The 16,705-nt window shown below is 61.2% G+C and carries 7 protein-coding genes, 2 tRNA genes and 3 rRNA genes; all 12 read right to left on the bottom strand.

Going from position 1 to position 16,705, the window contains the following annotated elements; all coding sequences use genetic code 11:
- Nucleotides 1–157: 157 nt before the first annotated feature.
- A 5S ribosomal RNA gene (gene rrf / locus R1T44_RS04485) occupies nucleotides 158–273 on the bottom strand.
- A 137-nt stretch (nucleotides 274–410) separates the two neighbouring features.
- Nucleotides 411–3,296, bottom strand: a 23S ribosomal RNA gene (locus R1T44_RS04480).
- 232 nt (nucleotides 3,297–3,528) lie between these two features.
- A tRNA-Ala gene (locus tag R1T44_RS04475) sits at nucleotides 3,529–3,604 on the bottom strand.
- Between the two features lie 39 nt (nucleotides 3,605–3,643).
- A tRNA-Ile gene (locus R1T44_RS04470) sits at nucleotides 3,644–3,720 on the bottom strand.
- Between the two features lie 76 nt (nucleotides 3,721–3,796).
- A 16S ribosomal RNA gene (locus R1T44_RS04465) occupies nucleotides 3,797–5,337 on the bottom strand.
- The 16S, 23S and 5S rRNA genes sit together here with 2 tRNA genes alongside, the layout of an rRNA operon.
- Before the next feature lie 481 nt (nucleotides 5,338–5,818).
- On the bottom strand, nucleotides 5,819–7,702 hold the full coding sequence (locus R1T44_RS04460; RefSeq protein ID WP_317292670.1) for a M48 family metallopeptidase: 1,884 nt from the start codon (nucleotides 7,700–7,702) through the stop codon (nucleotides 5,819–5,821).
- Between the two features lie 70 nt (nucleotides 7,703–7,772).
- Complete coding sequence (locus R1T44_RS04455) at nucleotides 7,773–8,366, bottom strand: LemA family protein (protein WP_317292669.1); 594 nt, start codon at nucleotides 8,364–8,366, stop codon at nucleotides 7,773–7,775.
- 187 nt (nucleotides 8,367–8,553) lie between these two features.
- Nucleotides 8,554–10,203, bottom strand: coding sequence for a bifunctional 2-methylcitrate dehydratase/aconitate hydratase (locus tag R1T44_RS04450; protein WP_317292668.1), 1,650 nt, complete (start codon nucleotides 10,201–10,203; stop codon nucleotides 8,554–8,556).
- A 205-nt stretch (nucleotides 10,204–10,408) separates the two neighbouring features.
- Nucleotides 10,409–11,677, bottom strand: coding sequence for a 2-methylaconitate cis-trans isomerase PrpF (gene prpF, locus R1T44_RS04445; RefSeq protein WP_317292667.1), 1,269 nt, complete (start codon nucleotides 11,675–11,677; stop codon nucleotides 10,409–10,411).
- Complete coding sequence (gene acnD, locus R1T44_RS04440; protein ID WP_317292922.1) at nucleotides 11,674–14,376, bottom strand: Fe/S-dependent 2-methylisocitrate dehydratase AcnD; 2,703 nt, start codon at nucleotides 14,374–14,376, stop codon at nucleotides 11,674–11,676. The genes prpF and acnD overlap by 4 nt, the downstream gene beginning before the upstream one ends.
- Before the next feature lie 67 nt (nucleotides 14,377–14,443).
- Nucleotides 14,444–15,586: a bifunctional 2-methylcitrate synthase/citrate synthase gene (gene prpC / locus R1T44_RS04435; RefSeq protein WP_317292666.1), complete on the bottom strand. Its 1,143-nt coding sequence runs from the start codon at nucleotides 15,584–15,586 to the stop codon at nucleotides 14,444–14,446.
- 182 nt (nucleotides 15,587–15,768) lie between these two features.
- On the bottom strand, nucleotides 15,769–16,680 hold the full coding sequence (gene prpB, locus R1T44_RS04430; protein WP_043333964.1) for a methylisocitrate lyase: 912 nt from the start codon (nucleotides 16,678–16,680) through the stop codon (nucleotides 15,769–15,771).
- Between the last annotated feature and the right edge of the window lie 25 nt (nucleotides 16,681–16,705).

Here is a 16,705-nt window from a genome sequence, read left to right as displayed (position 1 = left end):
GTGCATGTACGTGATGGGGCTGTGACAACGCTCAGGCCGTCGTCATGGGCGCAGCAGACGCCTCACGAAGCGCGTACATCTCTTGCTTTGCGCAACTTTTCTCACCACAAAGAGAACCGCCCCTGCAGCAAGGCTACAGGGGCGGTTCGGTATAAGTGCCTGACGATGACCTACTCTCACATGGAGAAACTCCACACTACCATCGGCGCTAAGCGGTTTCACTTCCGAGTTCGGCATGGGATCGGGTGGTTCACGCTCGCTATGGTCGTCAGGCGAAACGGTGGCATCTTGCGATGCCTGAGTCCCGAGGCTTTTGGCCTCGCGACTCGCAATATGAATCATGCTGACCGATATGTCTCGATCCTGTCGCAATCCCGGCGGTTTGCCTGCGCAAACCCCTTGGGTGTTATATGGTCAAGCCTCACGGGCAATTAGTACTGGTTAGCTCAACACATTGCTGTGCTTCCACACCCAGCCTATCAACCTTGTAGTCTTCAAGGGCCCTTCAGGAGGCGCAAGGCCTCAGGGAAGTCTCATCTTGAAGGGGGCTTCCCGCTTAGATGCTTTCAGCGGTTATCCCGTCCGAACGTAGCTACCGGGCAATGCCATTGGCATGACAACCCGAACACCAGAGGTTCGTCCACTCCGGTCCTCTCGTACTAGGAGCAGCTCTTCTCAAACTTCCGACGCCCACGGCAGATAGGGACCGAACTGTCTCACGACGTTCTAAACCCAGCTCGCGTACCACTTTAAATGGCGAACAGCCATACCCTTGGGACCGACTTCAGCCCCAGGATGTGATGAGCCGACATCGAGGTGCCAAACACCGCCGTCGATGTGAACTCTTGGGCGGTATCAGCCTGTTATCCCCGGAGTACCTTTTATCCGTTGAGCGATGGCCCTTCCATACAGAACCACCGGATCACTAGAACCTACTTTCGTACCTGCTCGACGTGTCTGTCTCGCAGTCAAGCACCCTTATGCTCTTGCACTCAATGCACGATTTCCAACCGTGCTGAGGGTACCTTCGTGCTCCTCCGTTACTCTTTAGGAGGAGACCGCCCCAGTCAAACTACCCACCATACACTGTCCTCGATCCGGATAACGGACCTGAGTTAGAACGCCAATGATGTCAGGCTGGTATTTCAAGGTTGGCTCCACCGCATCTGGCGACGTGGTTTCAAAGCCTCCCAGCTATCCTACACAGACAACATCAGCATCCAGTGTAAAGCTATAGTAAAGGTTCACGGGGTCTTTCCGTCTAGCCGCGGGTACACAGCATCTTCACTGCGATTTCAATTTCACTGAGTCTCGGGTGGAGACAGCGTGGCCATCATTACGCCATTCGTGCAGGTCGGAACTTACCCGACAAGGAATTTCGCTACCTTAGGACCGTTATAGTTACGGCCGCCGTTTACCGGGGCTTCGATCAAGAGCTTCGCGTGAGCTAACCCCATCAATTAACCTTCCGGCACCGGGCAGGCGTCACACCCTATACGTCCGCTTGCGCGTTTGCAGAGTGCTGTGTTTTTAATAAACAGTTGCAGCCACCTGGTATCTTCGACCGGTAGGAGCTTACGGAGCAAGTCCTTCACTCGAACCGGTGCACCTTCTCCCGAAGTTACGGTGCCATTTTGCCTAGTTCCTTCACCCGAGTTCTCTCAAGCGCCTTGGTATTCTCTACCTGACCACCTGTGTCGGTTTGGGGTACGGTCGCATGTGATCTGAAGCTTAGAGGCTTTTCCTGGAAGCGTGGCATCGATGACTTCCTGACCGTGGTCAGTTCGTCTCGCATCTCGACCTCAGAGGAACCGGATTTGCCTGATTCCTCGGCCTACATGCTTTCACCAGGACAACCAACGCCTGGCTCACCTAGCCTTCTTCGTCCCCCCATCGCAACCACATCCGGTACGGGAATATTAACCCGTTTCCCATCGACTACGCGTTTCCGCCTCGCCTTAGGGGCCGACTCACTCTGCTCCGATTAACGTAGAACAGAAAACCTTGGTCTTCCGGCGGGGGAGTTTTTCACTCCCCTTATCGTTACTCATGTCAGCATTCGCACTCGTGATACCTCCAGCAGACTTCTCAATCCACCTTCATTGGCTTACACGACGCTCCTCTACCGCTCATCCAGAGGATGAACCCGTAGCTTCGGTACCTGATTTAGCCCCGTTATATCTTCCGCGCAGGCCGACTCGACTAGTGAGCTATTACGCTTTCTTTAAAGGATGGCTGCTTCTAAGCCAACCTCCTAGCTGTCTGAGCCTTCCCACATCGTTTCCCACTTAATCAGGATTTTGGGACCTTAGCTGACGGTCTGGGTTGTTTCCCTTTTCACAACGGACGTTAGCACCCGCTGTGTGTCTCCCACGCTGCACTCACTGGTATTCGGAGTTTGCCTCGGGTTGGTAAGTCGGGATGACCCCCTAGCCGAAACAGTGCTCTACCCCCAGCGGTGATACGTGAGGCGCTACCTAAATAGCTTTCGAGGAGAACCAGCTATCTCCGGGCTTGATTAGCCTTTCACTCCGATCCACAGCTCATCCCAGCATTTTTCAACATACTTGGGTTCGGGCCTCCAATTGATGTTACTCAATCTTCACCCTGGCCATGGATAGATCGCCCGGTTTCGGGTCTATACCCTGCGACTGGTCGCCCAGTTAAGACTCGGTTTCCCTACGCCTCCCCTATACGGTTAAGCTCGCCACAGAATATAAGTCGCTGACCCATTATACAAAAGGTACGCGGTCACACCACGAAGGTGCTCCCACTGCTTGTACGCATACGGTTTCAGGATCTATTTCACTCCCCTCGCCGGGGTTCTTTTCGCCTTTCCCTCACGGTACTGGTTCACTATCGGTCAGCCAGGAGTATTTAGCCTTGGAGGATGGTCCCCCCATGTTCAGTCAAGGTTTCTCGTGCCCCGACCTACTCGATTTCACGTGACTCAGACTTCGACTACGGGACTATCACCCTGTATCGTCAAGCTTCCCAGCTTGTTCGTCTGTCAGTTGTCACGCTTAAGGGCTGGTCCCCGTTCGCTCGCCGCTACTTGGGGAATCTCGGTTGATTTCTTTTCCTCCGGGTACTTAGATGTTTCAGTTCCCCGGGTTTGCCTCTATAGGTTATGTATTGGCCTATAGATACTCACCTGATGGTGAGTGGGTTTCCCCATTCGGAAATCGTTGGGTCGCAGGGTATTTGCCACCTCGCCAACGCTTATCGCAGGCTATCACGTCCTTCATCGCCTCTGGCTGCCAAGGCATCCACCGTATGCGCTTAATCGCTTGACCATATAACCCCAAGGGGTCTGTCAAGGATTACGAATCTGTCGGACCTCTCCGACATATCGTTTGATAGACATGTGCTTGGCGCACACATCTATCGTCAGCATGATTCACATTGTTAAAGAGCGGCTGTTCAGAGAACAGTGAGAAGTCACACAACCTTCACGAGGAAGGCGATATGCTTGTCACTGTGGACTGTGCAGCGTTATCAGGTAGTAGAAGCTGAACCGGACTTTCATGGTGGAGCCAAGCGGGATCGAACCGCTGACCTCCTGCGTGCAAGGCAGGCGCTCTCCCAGCTGAGCTATGGCCCCAAAGTCGGCAAAACCGTGTCGACAAAAGCACGAAGCTTTTGGTGGGTCTGGGCAGATTTGAACTGCCGACCTCACCCTTATCAGGGGTGCGCTCTAACCAACTGAGCTACAGACCCGACACTACTACTCGATAAACTAACTTGATCAGGTAATTCGTTGTGAGCACTTGCCGCGAGCAGTAGACAGTGTCGATAAGGAGGTGATCCAGCCCCAGGTTCCCCTAGGGCTACCTTGTTACGACTTCACCCCAGTCATGAACCACACCGTGGTGATCGCCCTCCCGAAGGTTAGGCTAACCACTTCTGGTGCAGTCCACTCCCATGGTGTGACGGGCGGTGTGTACAAGGCCCGGGAACGTATTCACCGTGGCATTCTGATCCACGATTACTAGCGATTCCGACTTCATGGAGTCGAGTTGCAGACTCCAATCCGGACTGAGGCAAGCTTTATGGGATTGGCTCCACTTCGCAGTATTGCAACCCTTTGTACTTGCCATTGTAGCACGTGTGTAGCCCTACCCGTAAGGGCCATGATGACTTGACGTCGTCCCCACCTTCCTCCGGTTTGTCACCGGCAGTCTCCTTAGAGTTCCCGACATTACTCGCTGGCAAATAAGGATAGGGGTTGCGCTCGTTACGGGACTTAACCCAACATTTCACAACACGAGCTGACGACAGCCATGCAGCACCTGTCTCAGAGTTCCCGAAGGCACCAATCCATCTCTGGAAAGTCCTCTGGATGTCAAGGGTAGGTAAGGTTCTTCGCGTTGCATCGAATTAAACCACATGCTCCACCGCTTGTGCGGGCCCCCGTCAATTCATTTGAGTTTTAACCTTGCGGCCGTACTCCCCAGGCGGTCAACTTATTGCGTTAGCTGCGCCACTAAGTCCTCAAGGGACCCAACGGCTAGTTGACATCGTTTACGGCGTGGACTACCAGGGTATCTAATCCTGTTTGCTACCCACGCTTTCGCACCTCAGTGTCAGTGTCAGTCCAGAAGGCCGCCTTCGCCACTGGTATTCCTCCCGATCTCTACGCATTTCACCGCTACACCGGGAATTCTACCTTCCTCTCCTGCACTCTAGCCAAGCAGTTCCAGATGCCGTTCCCAGGTTGAGCCCGGGGCTTTCACACCTGGCTGACTTAGCCACCTACGCGCGCTTTACGCCCAGTAATTCCGATTAACGCTTGCACCCTCCGTATTACCGCGGCTGCTGGCACGGAGTTAGCCGGTGCTTCTTCTGCGAGTGATGTCTTTCCTCGGGAGTATTAATCCCAAGGCGTTCTTCCTCGCTGAAAGTGCTTTACAACCCGAAGGCCTTCTTCACACACGCGGCATGGCTGGATCAGGCTTTCGCCCATTGTCCAATATTCCCCACTGCTGCCTCCCGTAGGAGTCTGGGCCGTGTCTCAGTCCCAGTGTGGCTGATCATCCTCTCAGACCAGCTACGGATCGTCGCCTTGGTGAGCCATTACCTCACCAACAAGCTAATCCGACATGGGCTCATCCGATAGCGCAAGGTCCGAAGATCCCCTGCTTTCTCCCGTAGGACGTATGCGGTATTAGCCTGAGTTTCCCCAGGTTGTCCCCCACTATCGGGCAGATTCCCATGCATTACTCACCCGTCCGCCGCTCGACGCCTCCTAGCAAGCTAGGATCGTTTCCGCTCGACTTGCATGTGTTAAGCCTGCCGCCAGCGTTCAATCTGAGCCATGATCAAACTCTTCAGTTGAAAGCTTGATAGTCTGTTAAGCAGACCAAACTTGGTTCAGAGTCAAACTTCTCGTGAGAGGCTTGCTCCGATATTTGGTGACCTTGTCACCACTCATCGGCAAGCGCTCACACGAATTACCTGATCAAATTTTTAAAGAGCGTCGCTGTTAAGCGAGGAGGCATATTCTACCCGGAACGCTTGAGAAGTCAAGCACTTGATGATGAGTCAGTCGACTGCCTCTAAGCATCATCAAGCGGTGAGGAGCATTGCTCGATCACCTGTTCCGTAAGGAGTGCGGCGTATTCTAGCGAATCGCCCGGGATTGTCAATCGATGACTTCGAAGCGGACTTCAAAAACATCAAACAAAACAACCACCTGCAAACCTCTTCTACCGCTGGTAACGCCATGCGTCCCCGGCAGCGGATGCGTACTTTACGCAGGAATCGGCTTGATGGCAAGGGCTTTGACGCAGAAAACAGCCACTCGCCTGGTCGATACTCAGACCGCCTTGCCGTCCGCGGGCCGAGATACTGGGCGCGCCTGCCAGCCACCACGCGAATGCGACTGTGTCTCAAGCGCCGCTTCCAGGCGCGCCTCCGGCAGCTGCATGACGCGCGCCAGCAGTGTCAGCAGGGCCACCTCTTCATCGACCAGCGTCTGGTCGGCATGCACCACCTGGGCAAGCGCCGTGAACCAGCGCTGCTTGTCCATCGGGCGCAGGTGAGCCAGCTGCGTGAGATGACGGCAGCGCAGCGCAGGGTTATCCCCATCCGGCTGCGACTGCGGATACGCAAGCGCCAGACCAAGTTCCGCACTGGCATCCAGGAAGATGTTCTCGCGCAGCGTTTCATCGCCGATGAGTCCGACCATCAGCATGAGCCAATGCTGACAGGCCGGCTGGCATTGCTGCAGGGCCAGCGAGTCACTCTTGCGATCGATTCGCGGGTCCAGTGACTCCAGCAGCAACTGCCACAGACACCAGATAAACATGTCCTGCGGAGGTGTCTGCGCCTTGAGCATGCGATGCGCGCGCTCATCCGCTTCCCGCCAGCGCGGTATCAAGCGGTTGAGCAAGGGAATCCACTCGACCCGCGGCAAGGACTCGAGCTTGCGCCGCGCCTCGCGCACGCGCTTGCCATCCAGCCAGTCATGCTGACGCTCAAGCTCGGTGAGCCAGACCCCACGCCGGGTGAGCTCCGAAGGCGCGATCATCGCCACCACCAGCTGCGGGCAGAGAAAGCGCGACAGCGTCAGGTTCTCGAGCTCACCCCGGGAACGCGACAGCTCGCCCATGACGGCCGCGCCGGCGATACTCGCCATGACCCCGCCAAGCACTTCTGCCCCGATGGGCCCCTGCTGCTCGAAGGTATGCACCGGTTGCTGGCGCGCGCTCAGATATTGCCTGTCCCAACGGGGTTCCAGGCGCTTGATGCGTTCATCCAGCGGCGGATGCGAGTCGAACCAGCCCGTCAGCCATGGCGGGCGCGCTTCGACGAAGAAGAGGTGGTTGTACGTCATGGCGCGTGGATGCTGGATACGTCCCTGCCAGCCCATGCCACCGATACGCTTGAGGGCCGAAGCGATGCCATCCGGGAAACGCGTCAGGCGCACTGCACTGGCATCGGCGAGATATTCGCGTGAGCGCGCGACCCCGCGCTGCAACAGCCTGCCACCCAGCCCGCCGAGACTGCCGAGCAACCACAGCGCCACACCGACCAGCATCAGCTGCGGCATGCCGCCTTTCTTGTCGGAACCGGAGGAGCGCGCCCTGCCCAACACGAAGCCAATGCGCCCCGCCTCGGAGAGAAACACCAGGCCGTGGACCGCACTCGCCAGACGCAGGTTGAGGCGAATATCGCCATTGGCGATATGGGCGAACTCGTGAGCGACCACGCCCTGCAGCTCGTTGCGATCCAGCTGCTCCAACGCCCCGCGACTCAGCGCGATCACCGCATCATGGGGCCGATAGCCCGCCGCGAAGGCATTGATCATCGCCTCATGCGGCAGCAGGAACAGCTGCGGCGTGGGCAGATTGGCGGCGATCGCCATCTCTTCCACGACATTCAGTGCCCGCCGCTCATTCGAGTCCTGGGTCTCGACATCCACCAGCTTGCCCCCCAGGCGTGCGGCCACGACCGCACCGCCCTGCTGCAGACGCCGCAGCTCGCGCGCCGCGACCAGGGCATTGCACAGAAAGATGATGCTCGCCACTGGCCAGACATATTCAAACGTCGTGGCGGCCGGGCGCCCCAGGAAACTGCTGATCGCGACATGCACCACGGCGCCGGCGGCAAGAGACACCACCAGCGACATGGCCGTGAAGGCCAGCAGCAATAGCCGCGTACGACGCCGCGCACTGTCCTGCTCATGATAGAAATTCATTCGCGCTCGCCATCTACCCAGTCAGGATCACAGCGCAAGGCCGCTGCGAGAGAAGCATCAGCCGGTCGACTCACGAGAAGCTGACATCCGGGGCCTGGCGAATCTTCACGCTGTCATCGAAGGCCAGCAGGCCTGCATCACTGCGATGACCGAAGGTCGGCGCGAACACCACCTGCGGGAAGCTCTGGCGATAGACGTTGTAGTCGGTGACGGCATCGTTGTAGGCCTGACGCGCGAAGGCGACGCGGTTCTCGGTGGCGGTCAGCTCTTCCATCAGGTCGCTCATGGTCTGGTCCGCCTTGAGCTCAGGATAGGCCTCGACCACCACATCCAGCTTGCCCAGACTCGCTGCCAGCCCCTGCTCGGCACCGGCCAGACTGGCCAGCTTGTCCATGCTGCCGGGATGCGCCGCTGCGGCATTCAAGGCGGCCATCGCCTTGTTGCGGGCATTGATCACTTCTTCCAGGGTGCCACGCTCATGACTCAGATAGCCCTTGGCCGTCTCGACCAGATTGGGAATCAGGTCATAGCGCCGCTTGAGCTGCACCTCTATCTGCGCGAAGGCATTCGCGAAGCGAGCCTTGAGGCTGACCAGCTTGTTGTAGATCGAGATCACGTAGATGACGATCAGCGCGATGGCGCCCAGCAGCAGAAATGTTTTCATGATGAGTCCCTTGTGATGATGCCTTTGCAATGAAGGCCCGGCAGGCGTTGTCCCGCTCTCCGGCGAGTCTTTGCAAGCGCCCCTGTCGATCTTCCTGTGCAATCCGCTTCCAGTTTACCCATACCGGATGACGGCACCAGTCAATTGGATGACTGATTGCCAACGGGGCATCATGCGGCCGGCAACCTCACGGCACCCAATGCGCCATGAACTCGTGCACCGGCAGTACCTCGAGTCGCTCGCGATCGCCCAGCAACGCCATCAAGGTGTCGCACCGCGAGGGCGGGAAGCAGGTGGCCAGATTGGCCCGACACTTGTCCTCGAGCGGGGCGAGCGACTCTTCACGCCGCCGACGATGGCCCAGCGGGTATTCCACCGTCACCTGCTCGGTGGTACTGCCATCACAAAAGATTACCCGCAGGGCATTGGCGATCGAGCGCTTGTCGGCTTCCAGATACTCGCGGGTGAAGCGCGCCTCTTCCGTGACGACCATCCTGTCACGCAGCCGGTCGATCTCCGGGTGAGCGGCATGGAAGCCATCTTCATAGTGGTCCGCGTTCAACTCGCCGAAGATCAGCGGCACCGCGACCATGTATTGCAGGCAGTGATCGCGGTCCGCCGCATTGGCGAGCGCGCCCTGCTTGGAGATGATGCGGATCGCCGATTCGTGGGTGGTGATCTCGATGCGCTCGATCTCCTCGAGCCGGTCGCGCGCCTCGGGATGGAGCTGGACGGCGGCCTCGGCGGCGGTCTGGGCATGGAATTCGGCCGGGAAGGAGACCTTGAAGAGCACGTTCTCCATCACATAGCTGCCCAGGGGGCGCGCCAGTGTAAGACGTCGCTCGTCTTCGGGCTTGAGCGCGAGATCGCTATTGCCGTGACTGAAGGACACATCATTGAAGCCCCACTGCGGCGCGCTGAGAGCACCGGGGACGCCCATCTCACCTCGCAGGGCGATGTCCGCCAGCCGCACGCCGCGTGAGGTGGCGTCCCCCGCCGCCCAGCTCTTGCGCGAGCCCGCATTGGGCGCATGACGATAGGTGCGCAGGCTCTGGCCATCGACGAAGGCGTGGGACAGCGCCGACAGCAACTGCTCGCGATTCGCTCCCATCAAGCGCGCCGTCACGGCGGTGGTCGCCACCTTGACCAGCATGACATGGTCGAGCCCGACGCGATTGAAGCTATTGTCCAGCGCCAGCACGCCCTGGATCTCGTGGGCCATCACCATGCTCTCCAGCACATCACGCATCACCAGGGGTGGCTTGCCCAGCGCGACACGCTGGCGCGAGAGGTGATCCGCCACCGCCAGAATGCCGCCGAGATTGTCCGAGGGATGCCCCCACTCCGCCGCCAGCCAGGTGTCGTTGTAATCCAGCCAGCGTATGGTGCAGCCGATATCCCACGCCGCCTTGACGGGATCGAGACTGAAGGCGGTGCCGGGCACCCGTGCACCATGAGGCACCACGGTCTCGGCCACCAGCGGGCCGAGATGCTTGGTGCATTCCGGGAAGCGCAGCGCCAGGATGCCGCAGCCGAGGGTATCCATCAGACACAGGCGAGCGGTGTCCATCGCCTCTGCCGAGGGACCTGAGCGCACGCTCTTGCCGGCCAGGCCATCCACATCCGTATCCGTATCCGTATCCACATTCGCGACATGAGGATCATCGCAATACCCCAGCACATAGTCGGCGATCTGCTGCAGCTCCGAGTCATAGTCCGGGCGCTGGTTGGCGCTGGCCTGATTGGTGCTGGCCTGACTTGTACTGGCCTGGTTGGTACTGACCTGAGTGGCGCTGAGACGGCTTTCGCCCGTCTGATCAGAGGATGGCGTGCTCATGTGTGATCTCCTGTCGTGGATCGTCTTTGCTCGCATGCATCTCCCGCGATACCGGCACGCCCCCCGAAATACCCGAGTCCGCACCACAGACACGCGAAAGCCGGCCCTTTGCACATGCATGCCAGGCCGGCTTTCATCGGGATGCCGCAGGTGAGGGCCTTGGCTGTCGAACATGACAATAGACCATCGCCTGCCAATACCGGCGCTAGCGCATCAAGGTCTCCGCCGGCACCCGCACCCAGCCTTCCATCAGGATACGCGCGCTGCGACTCATCACGGCCTCACTGACGGTCCATTCGCCCTCGCCTTGCTGGCCGTCACTGACCTGACCCGAGGGTGACTGACGATGGGCACTCGCGCCGACCCTGAGCGTGCCGGAGGGATGTCCGAAGCACACCGAGTCACGCGCGGAGCCAGTCTGCCCGGCCCCAGACTCAGCATCGGCCCCGCCACCGGCGGCAAGATTGACCAGCGTGCCGGGAACCGCGGCCGCCGCGGCGATGGCGACGGCCGCGGTACCCATCATGGCGTGGTGCAGCTTGCCCATCGATACGGCGCGAATCAGCACGTCGATCTCGTCAGCCCTGATCTCGCGACCACTGGAGACGACGTGATCCACCGGCGGCGCCACGAAGGCGACCTTGGGGGTGTGCTGACGTCTGGCGGCCTCGCCCAGCTCCTGGATCAGCCCCATGCGCAGTGCGCCGTGGGCGCGCAATGTCTCGAGGCGCGCAAGGGCCTCGCCGTCTGCATTGATCGCTTCCTGCAGTTCGGTGCCCTGATAGCCGAGATCGCGGGCAGCGACGAAGATGGTCGGGATGCCGGCATTGATCAGGGTCGCCTGGATCCGCCCGCCCGCGACCACCGATTCCGGCACTTCCAGCGTATCGACCACATTGCCGGTGGGGAACATGCTGCCCTCGCCGGCGGCGGGGTCGCGGAAGGCGACCGCCACTTCGGCGGCCGGGAAGGTCACGCCATCCAGGGCGAAGTCGCCGGTTTCCTGGACGCGCCCCTCGCACATCGGCACCCGCGCAATGATGGTCTTGGCGATGTTGGCCTGCCAGATACGCACCTCGGCGATGCCATCACGCGGCAGGCGCTCGGCCGGCACCAGGCCCTTCTCGATGGCGAAGGGTCCCACCGCCGCCGAGAGATTGCCGCAGTTGCCGCTCCAATCGACGAAGGGCGAGTCGATGGAGACCTGGCCGAACAGATAGTCGACGTCGTGGTCCGGCTGCTCGCTGCGACTGATGATCACCATCTTGCTGGTGCTGGAGGTCGCGCCCCCCATGCCGTCGATCTGCTTGGCGTAGGGGTCGGGGCTGCCGATCACGCGCAACAGCAGGGCATCACGCGCCGGGCCCGGCACCTGCGCCGCTTCCGGCAGCTCATCACGCAGGAAGAACACGCCCTTGCTGGTGCCGCCACGCAGATAGGTGGCGGGAATCCTGAGCTGTGCCTGCTGGCTCATGCCGTCACCTCCGCCACCGTCTCGCCCGGCGCCTGCGAACTCAGAAAGTCTTCGGCGAAGCGCTGCAGCACGCCGCCCGCCGAGTAGATGGAGACTTCCTCACGGGTATCGAGACGACAGGTGACCGGCACGCGCTCGAGCTGGCCTGCCTTGTCGCCGGCGGTACGCTCGATCACCAGCGTGAGTTCTGCCCCCGGCGCCGGCTCGCCTTCGACGGCGTAGATCTCGCTGCCATCCAGCGCCAGCGTCTTGCGCGTGGTACCGGCGGCGAACTGCAGCGGCATCACGCCCATGCCGACCAGATTGGTGCGGTGAATACGCTCGAAACCTTCCGCGACGATGGCCTCGACGCCCGCCAGCCGCACGCCCTTGGCCGCCCAGTCACGCGACGAGCCTTGGCCGTAATCCGCGCCCGCGATGATGATCAACGGCTGCTTGCGCTGCATGTAGGCCTCGATGGCCTCCCACATGCGTACCACCTTGCCTTCCGGCTCCAGACGCGTGAGCGAGCCCTGCTTGACCTCGCGCTTGCCGTCCGCCCCTTCCACCACGGCCATCTCGTTGATCAGCTTGGGATTGGCGAAGGTGGCCCGCTGCGCGGTGAGGTGATCACCACGGTGAGTGGCGTAGGAATTGAAGTCCTCCTCCGGCAGGCCCATCGCGGCCAGATACTCGCCCGCCGCACTGCTGGCCATGATGGCATTGGAGGGCGACAGGTGATCGGTGGTGATGTTGTCCCCCAGCACCGCCAGTGCCCGCATGCCCTTGAGCGTCGGTGCGCTGGCCAGGCCGCCTTCCCAGTACGGCGGACGACGGATGTAGGTGCTCATCTCGCGCCAGTCGTAGAGCGGGCTGGTCGTGTCGTCGCGATCCTGACGGGCCTCGAACATCGGGATGTAGACCTGACGGAAGTGGTCCGGCTTGACGCTGGAGCCGACGATGGTGTCGATCTCCTCGTCACTCGGCCACAGGTCCTTGAGCATGATCGGCGAGCCGTCCGGCGCATGCCCGAGAACGTCCTTCTCGATGTCGAAGCGGATGGTGCCGGCGATGGCATAGGCGACCACCAGCGGCGGCGAGGCCAGGAAGGCCTGCTTGGCGTAGGGGTGAATACGGCCATCGAAGTTGCGGTTGCCGGACAGCACCGCGGTGGAATAGAGGTCGCGCTCGACGATTTCCTGCTGGATCGCCGGGTCCAGCGCACCGCTCATGCCATTGCAGGTGGTACAGGCGAAGCCGACGATGCCGAAGCCGAGCTGTTCGAGTTCCGGCAGCAGTTCCGCCTCTTCCAGATACAGCTGCACGGCCTTGGAGCCCGGCGCCAGCGAGGTCTTGACCCACGGCTTGCGCGTCAGCCCCAGCGCATTGGCGCGTCTGGCCAGCAGGCCGGCGGCGATGACATTGCGCGGATTCGAGGTGTTGGTGCAGCTGGTGATGGCGGCGATGATCACCGCGCCATCCGGCATCAGGTCGCGCCCGTCCTCGTCCTGCTCATGCTCGATCATCCCGGAGATCCCGCGTGCGGCCAGTTCACTGGTCGGCACGCGACTGTGCGGGTTGGAGGGGCCCGCCAGGGTGCGTACCACCGAGAACAGATCGAAGGTCAGCTCGCGCTCATATTCCACCGCGCCTTCGATATGGCCGCTCTCGTCGGCCCAAAGCCCGGTTTCACGCGCGTAGCGCTCGACCAGCGCGATGTTCTCCGGCTCACGCCCGGTCAGCGTCAGATAGTCCAGCGTCTGCTGGTCGATGTAGAACATCGCCGCCGTGGCGCCGTACTCCGGCGTCATGTTGGAGATGGTGGCGCGATCGCCCAGGGTGAGGCTGGCCGCGCCTTCGCCGAAGAATTCCAGATAGGAGGAGACGACCTTCTCGGCGCGCAGGAATTCGGTCAGCGCCAGCACGATGTCGGTGGCGGTGATGCCTGGCTGCGGACGCCCGGTGAGGCGCACGCCAATGATGTCCGGCAGGCGCATGTAGGAGGCACGCCCCAGCATCACGCTCTCGGCCTCCAGCCCCCCGACGCCGACGGCGATCACGCCCAGCGCATCGACATGCGGCGTGTGGCTGTCGGTGCCCACCAGGGTATCCGGGAAGGCGACCTGATGGCCCTTCTCATCGGCGCGCGACTCGATCACCGGCGACATCCGCTCCAGATTGATCTGGTGCATGATGCCGTTGCCCGGCGGAATCACGTCGATGTTCTCGAAGGCCTGACGCGTCCAGTCGATGAAGTGGAAGCGGTCCTCGTTGCGCCGCTCCTCGATGGCGCGGTTCTTGGCGAAGGCGTCCTTGTCGAAGCCGGCGTGCTCCACCGCCAGCGAGTGGTCGACGATCAACTGGGTCGGCACCACCGGATTGACCTTGGCCGGGTCTCCGCCGCGCTCGGCGATGGCATCGCGCAGGCCGGCCAGGTCGACCAGCGCGGTCTGACCGAGGATGTCATGGCACACGACGCGCGCGGGATACCACGGAAAATCGAGATCACGCCGACGCTCGATCAATTGCACGAGGCTGTCACGCAACTGATCCGGCGGGCAGCGACGCACCAGGTTCTCGGCCAGTACGCGTGAGGTATAGGGCAGACCGGCGTAGGCGCCGGGGGCGATGTCTTCCACGGCGGCACGCGCATCGAAGTAGTCGACCGGGGTACCCGGTGACGCCGTGCCAGGCAGGGGTTTGCGATACTCGGTATTCATGGGCATCCGGACTCATCAGGCGGTCAAGAAAACGATCGGCCAGCACGCTGACTGGCCGAGGAAAGGGTCAGCCGCGCTGCTCGATGGGCAGCCAGTCGCAATGCTCCGGGCCGGTGTAATCGGCGCTCGGGCGGATGATGCGATTGTTGGCGCGTTGCTCGAAGACATGCGCCGCCCAGCCGGTCAGGCGTGAACAGACGAAGATCGGCGTGAACAACTTGGTGGGAATGCCCATGAAGTGATAGGCGCTGGCGTGGAAGAAGTCGGCATTGCAGAACAGCTTCTTCTCGCGCCACATCACGGCTTCGACGCGCTCGGAGACGGCGTAGAGCTGAGTGTCACCCACATCCTCGGACAGCTTGCGTGACCACTCCTTGATGATGGCGTTGCGCGGGTCACGTTCACGGTAGATGGCGTGGCCGAAGCCCATGATCTTCTCGCGGCGTTCCAGCATGCCGAGAATCTCGCGCTCGGCTTCCTCCGGTGAGCGCCAGTGCTCGATCATCGCCATCGCCGCCTCGTTGGCACCGCCATGCAGCGGTCCGCGCAGCGAGCCGATGGCCCCGGTCACGCAGGAATGCAGGTCGGAGAGCGTCGAGGCGCAGACACGCGCGGTGAAGGTCGAGGCATTGAATTCGTGCTCGGCGTAGAGGATCAGCGAGGTATTCATCACCGCGGCATGCAGCTCGCTGGGGGCCTCGCCGTGCAACAGGTGCAGGAAGTGCGCGCCGATGGAGTCGTCATCGGTCTCGGTGTCGATGCGCACGCCATCATGGCTGAAGCGATACCAGTAATTGATGATCGACGGGAACACCGCCAGCATGCGGTCGGCCTGATCGGACTGCTCATCGAAGCTCTCTTCGGTCTCCAGATTGCCGAGCATCGAGCAACCGGTGCGCATCACGTCCATCGGGTGGGCGCTGGCTGGAATCTGCTCCAGTACCGACTTCAGGGCATCCGGCAGACCACGCAACCCCTTGAGGCGCGTGATGTAGGCGTCCAGTTCTTCGCGATTGGGCAGCTTGCCCTTGAGCAGCAGATAGGCGACTTCTTCAAAGCTTGCGTGGGCGGCGAGATCCTCCAGATCGTAGCCGCGATAGCGCAGGCCGGAGCCGGTCTGGCCGACGGTGCACAGGGCGGTCTCGCCGGCACTCTGGCCGCGCAGGCCGCTGGAGGCACTAGGGCTCGGGGTAGCGGTGGTATCTGACATGGCGCGATCTCCTTGGCAGTGGCGTCATTGAGTTGTTCTTTTTCTTGTAGGGCATAAAGCGTCAAGCCCCTCGCCGGCCAGGCGTTTGCCAGCGAGGGATAAACGGTCGGGCTGGAAGTGCCGGCCCGTGAAGCCAATGGCCTCCTGATGCGAGACATGGCGCCCGTCTCGAGCGTCTGGCATCAATCCTTGCGGCTTTCGGCCTCGAACAGGGTGTCCAGCTTCTGCTCGAAGGTGTGGTAATCGAGGAAGTCGTAGAGCTCCATGCGGGTCTGCATGTCGTCGACCACGTCCTTCTGGTCACCCTTGTCGTGGATGTTCTGGTAGACCTTGAGGGCGGCGGCGTTCATGGCGCGGAAGGCGGACAGCGGATAGAGCACCATCCGGCAGCCGACATCGCCCAGCTCGCGCTGATTGAACAGCGGCGTGGCGCCGAATTCGGTGATGTTGGCCAGAATCGGCGCGTCGACGCCCTCACAGAAGGCGCGGTAGTCCTCGAGGGTATGCACCGCCTCGGCGAAGATGGCGTCCGCCCCGGCCTCGACGCAGGCATTGGCACGCGCCACGGCGGCCTCGAGCCCTTCCTTCTGGAAGGCATCGGTACGCGCGATCAGATAGAAGTCGTCATCACGACGGGCATCGGCGGCCGCCTTGATGCGATCGACCATTTCCTGACTGGAGACGATGGCCTTGTTGGGGCGATGTCCGCAGCGCTTCTGGGCAACCTGGTCTTCCAGGTGCACGGCAGCGACACCGGCGCGCTCCATCTCCTGAATAGTGCGTGCGATGTTGAAGGCGCCGCCCCAGCCGGTATCGATGTCCACCAGCAGCGGCAGCTCGCTGGCGGCGGTGATGCGGCGCGCGTCTTCCAGCACGTCATTCATGCTGGTCATGCCCAGGTCCGGCAGCCCGTAGGAGGCGTTGGCCACGCCGCCACCGGACAGGTAGATCGCCTGATGCCCGACACGCTCGGCCATGATGGCGGTATAGGCATTGATGGTGCCGACGATGGGCAGCGGACGATTGGCTTCCAGCGCCGCGCGGAAGCGGGCGCCGGGGCTTGGCAAGGCGGTGGAACTCAGATGGCGTGACATGACATCTCCCGGGCTGGGCCCATGA

This window comes from Cobetia amphilecti, assembly GCF_032923285.1.
Taxonomy (GTDB): domain Bacteria; phylum Pseudomonadota; class Gammaproteobacteria; order Pseudomonadales; family Halomonadaceae; genus Cobetia; species Cobetia amphilecti.
The sequence above is the reverse complement of the archived record's forward strand: the minus strand, read 5'-3'. Positions and strand labels throughout refer to the sequence as shown.

Coding starts and splice junctions, on each gene's coding strand:
- R1T44_RS04460 (WP_317292670.1), bottom strand. CDS start 7,702: ATGAATTTCTATCATGAGCAGGACAGTGCGCGGCGTCGTACGCGGCTA.
- R1T44_RS04455 (WP_317292669.1), bottom strand. CDS start 8,366: ATGAAAACATTTCTGCTGCTGGGCGCCATCGCGCTGATCGTCATCTAC.
- R1T44_RS04450 (WP_317292668.1), bottom strand. CDS start 10,203: ATGAGCACGCCATCCTCTGATCAGACGGGCGAAAGCCGTCTCAGCGCC.
- prpF (WP_317292667.1), bottom strand. CDS start 11,677: ATGAGCCAGCAGGCACAGCTCAGGATTCCCGCCACCTATCTGCGTGGC.
- acnD (WP_317292922.1), bottom strand. CDS start 14,376: ATGAATACCGAGTATCGCAAACCCCTGCCTGGCACGGCGTCACCGGGT.
- prpC (WP_317292666.1), bottom strand. CDS start 15,586: ATGTCAGATACCACCGCTACCCCGAGCCCTAGTGCCTCCAGCGGCCTG.
- prpB (WP_043333964.1), bottom strand. CDS start 16,680: ATGTCACGCCATCTGAGTTCCACCGCCTTGCCAAGCCCCGGCGCCCGC.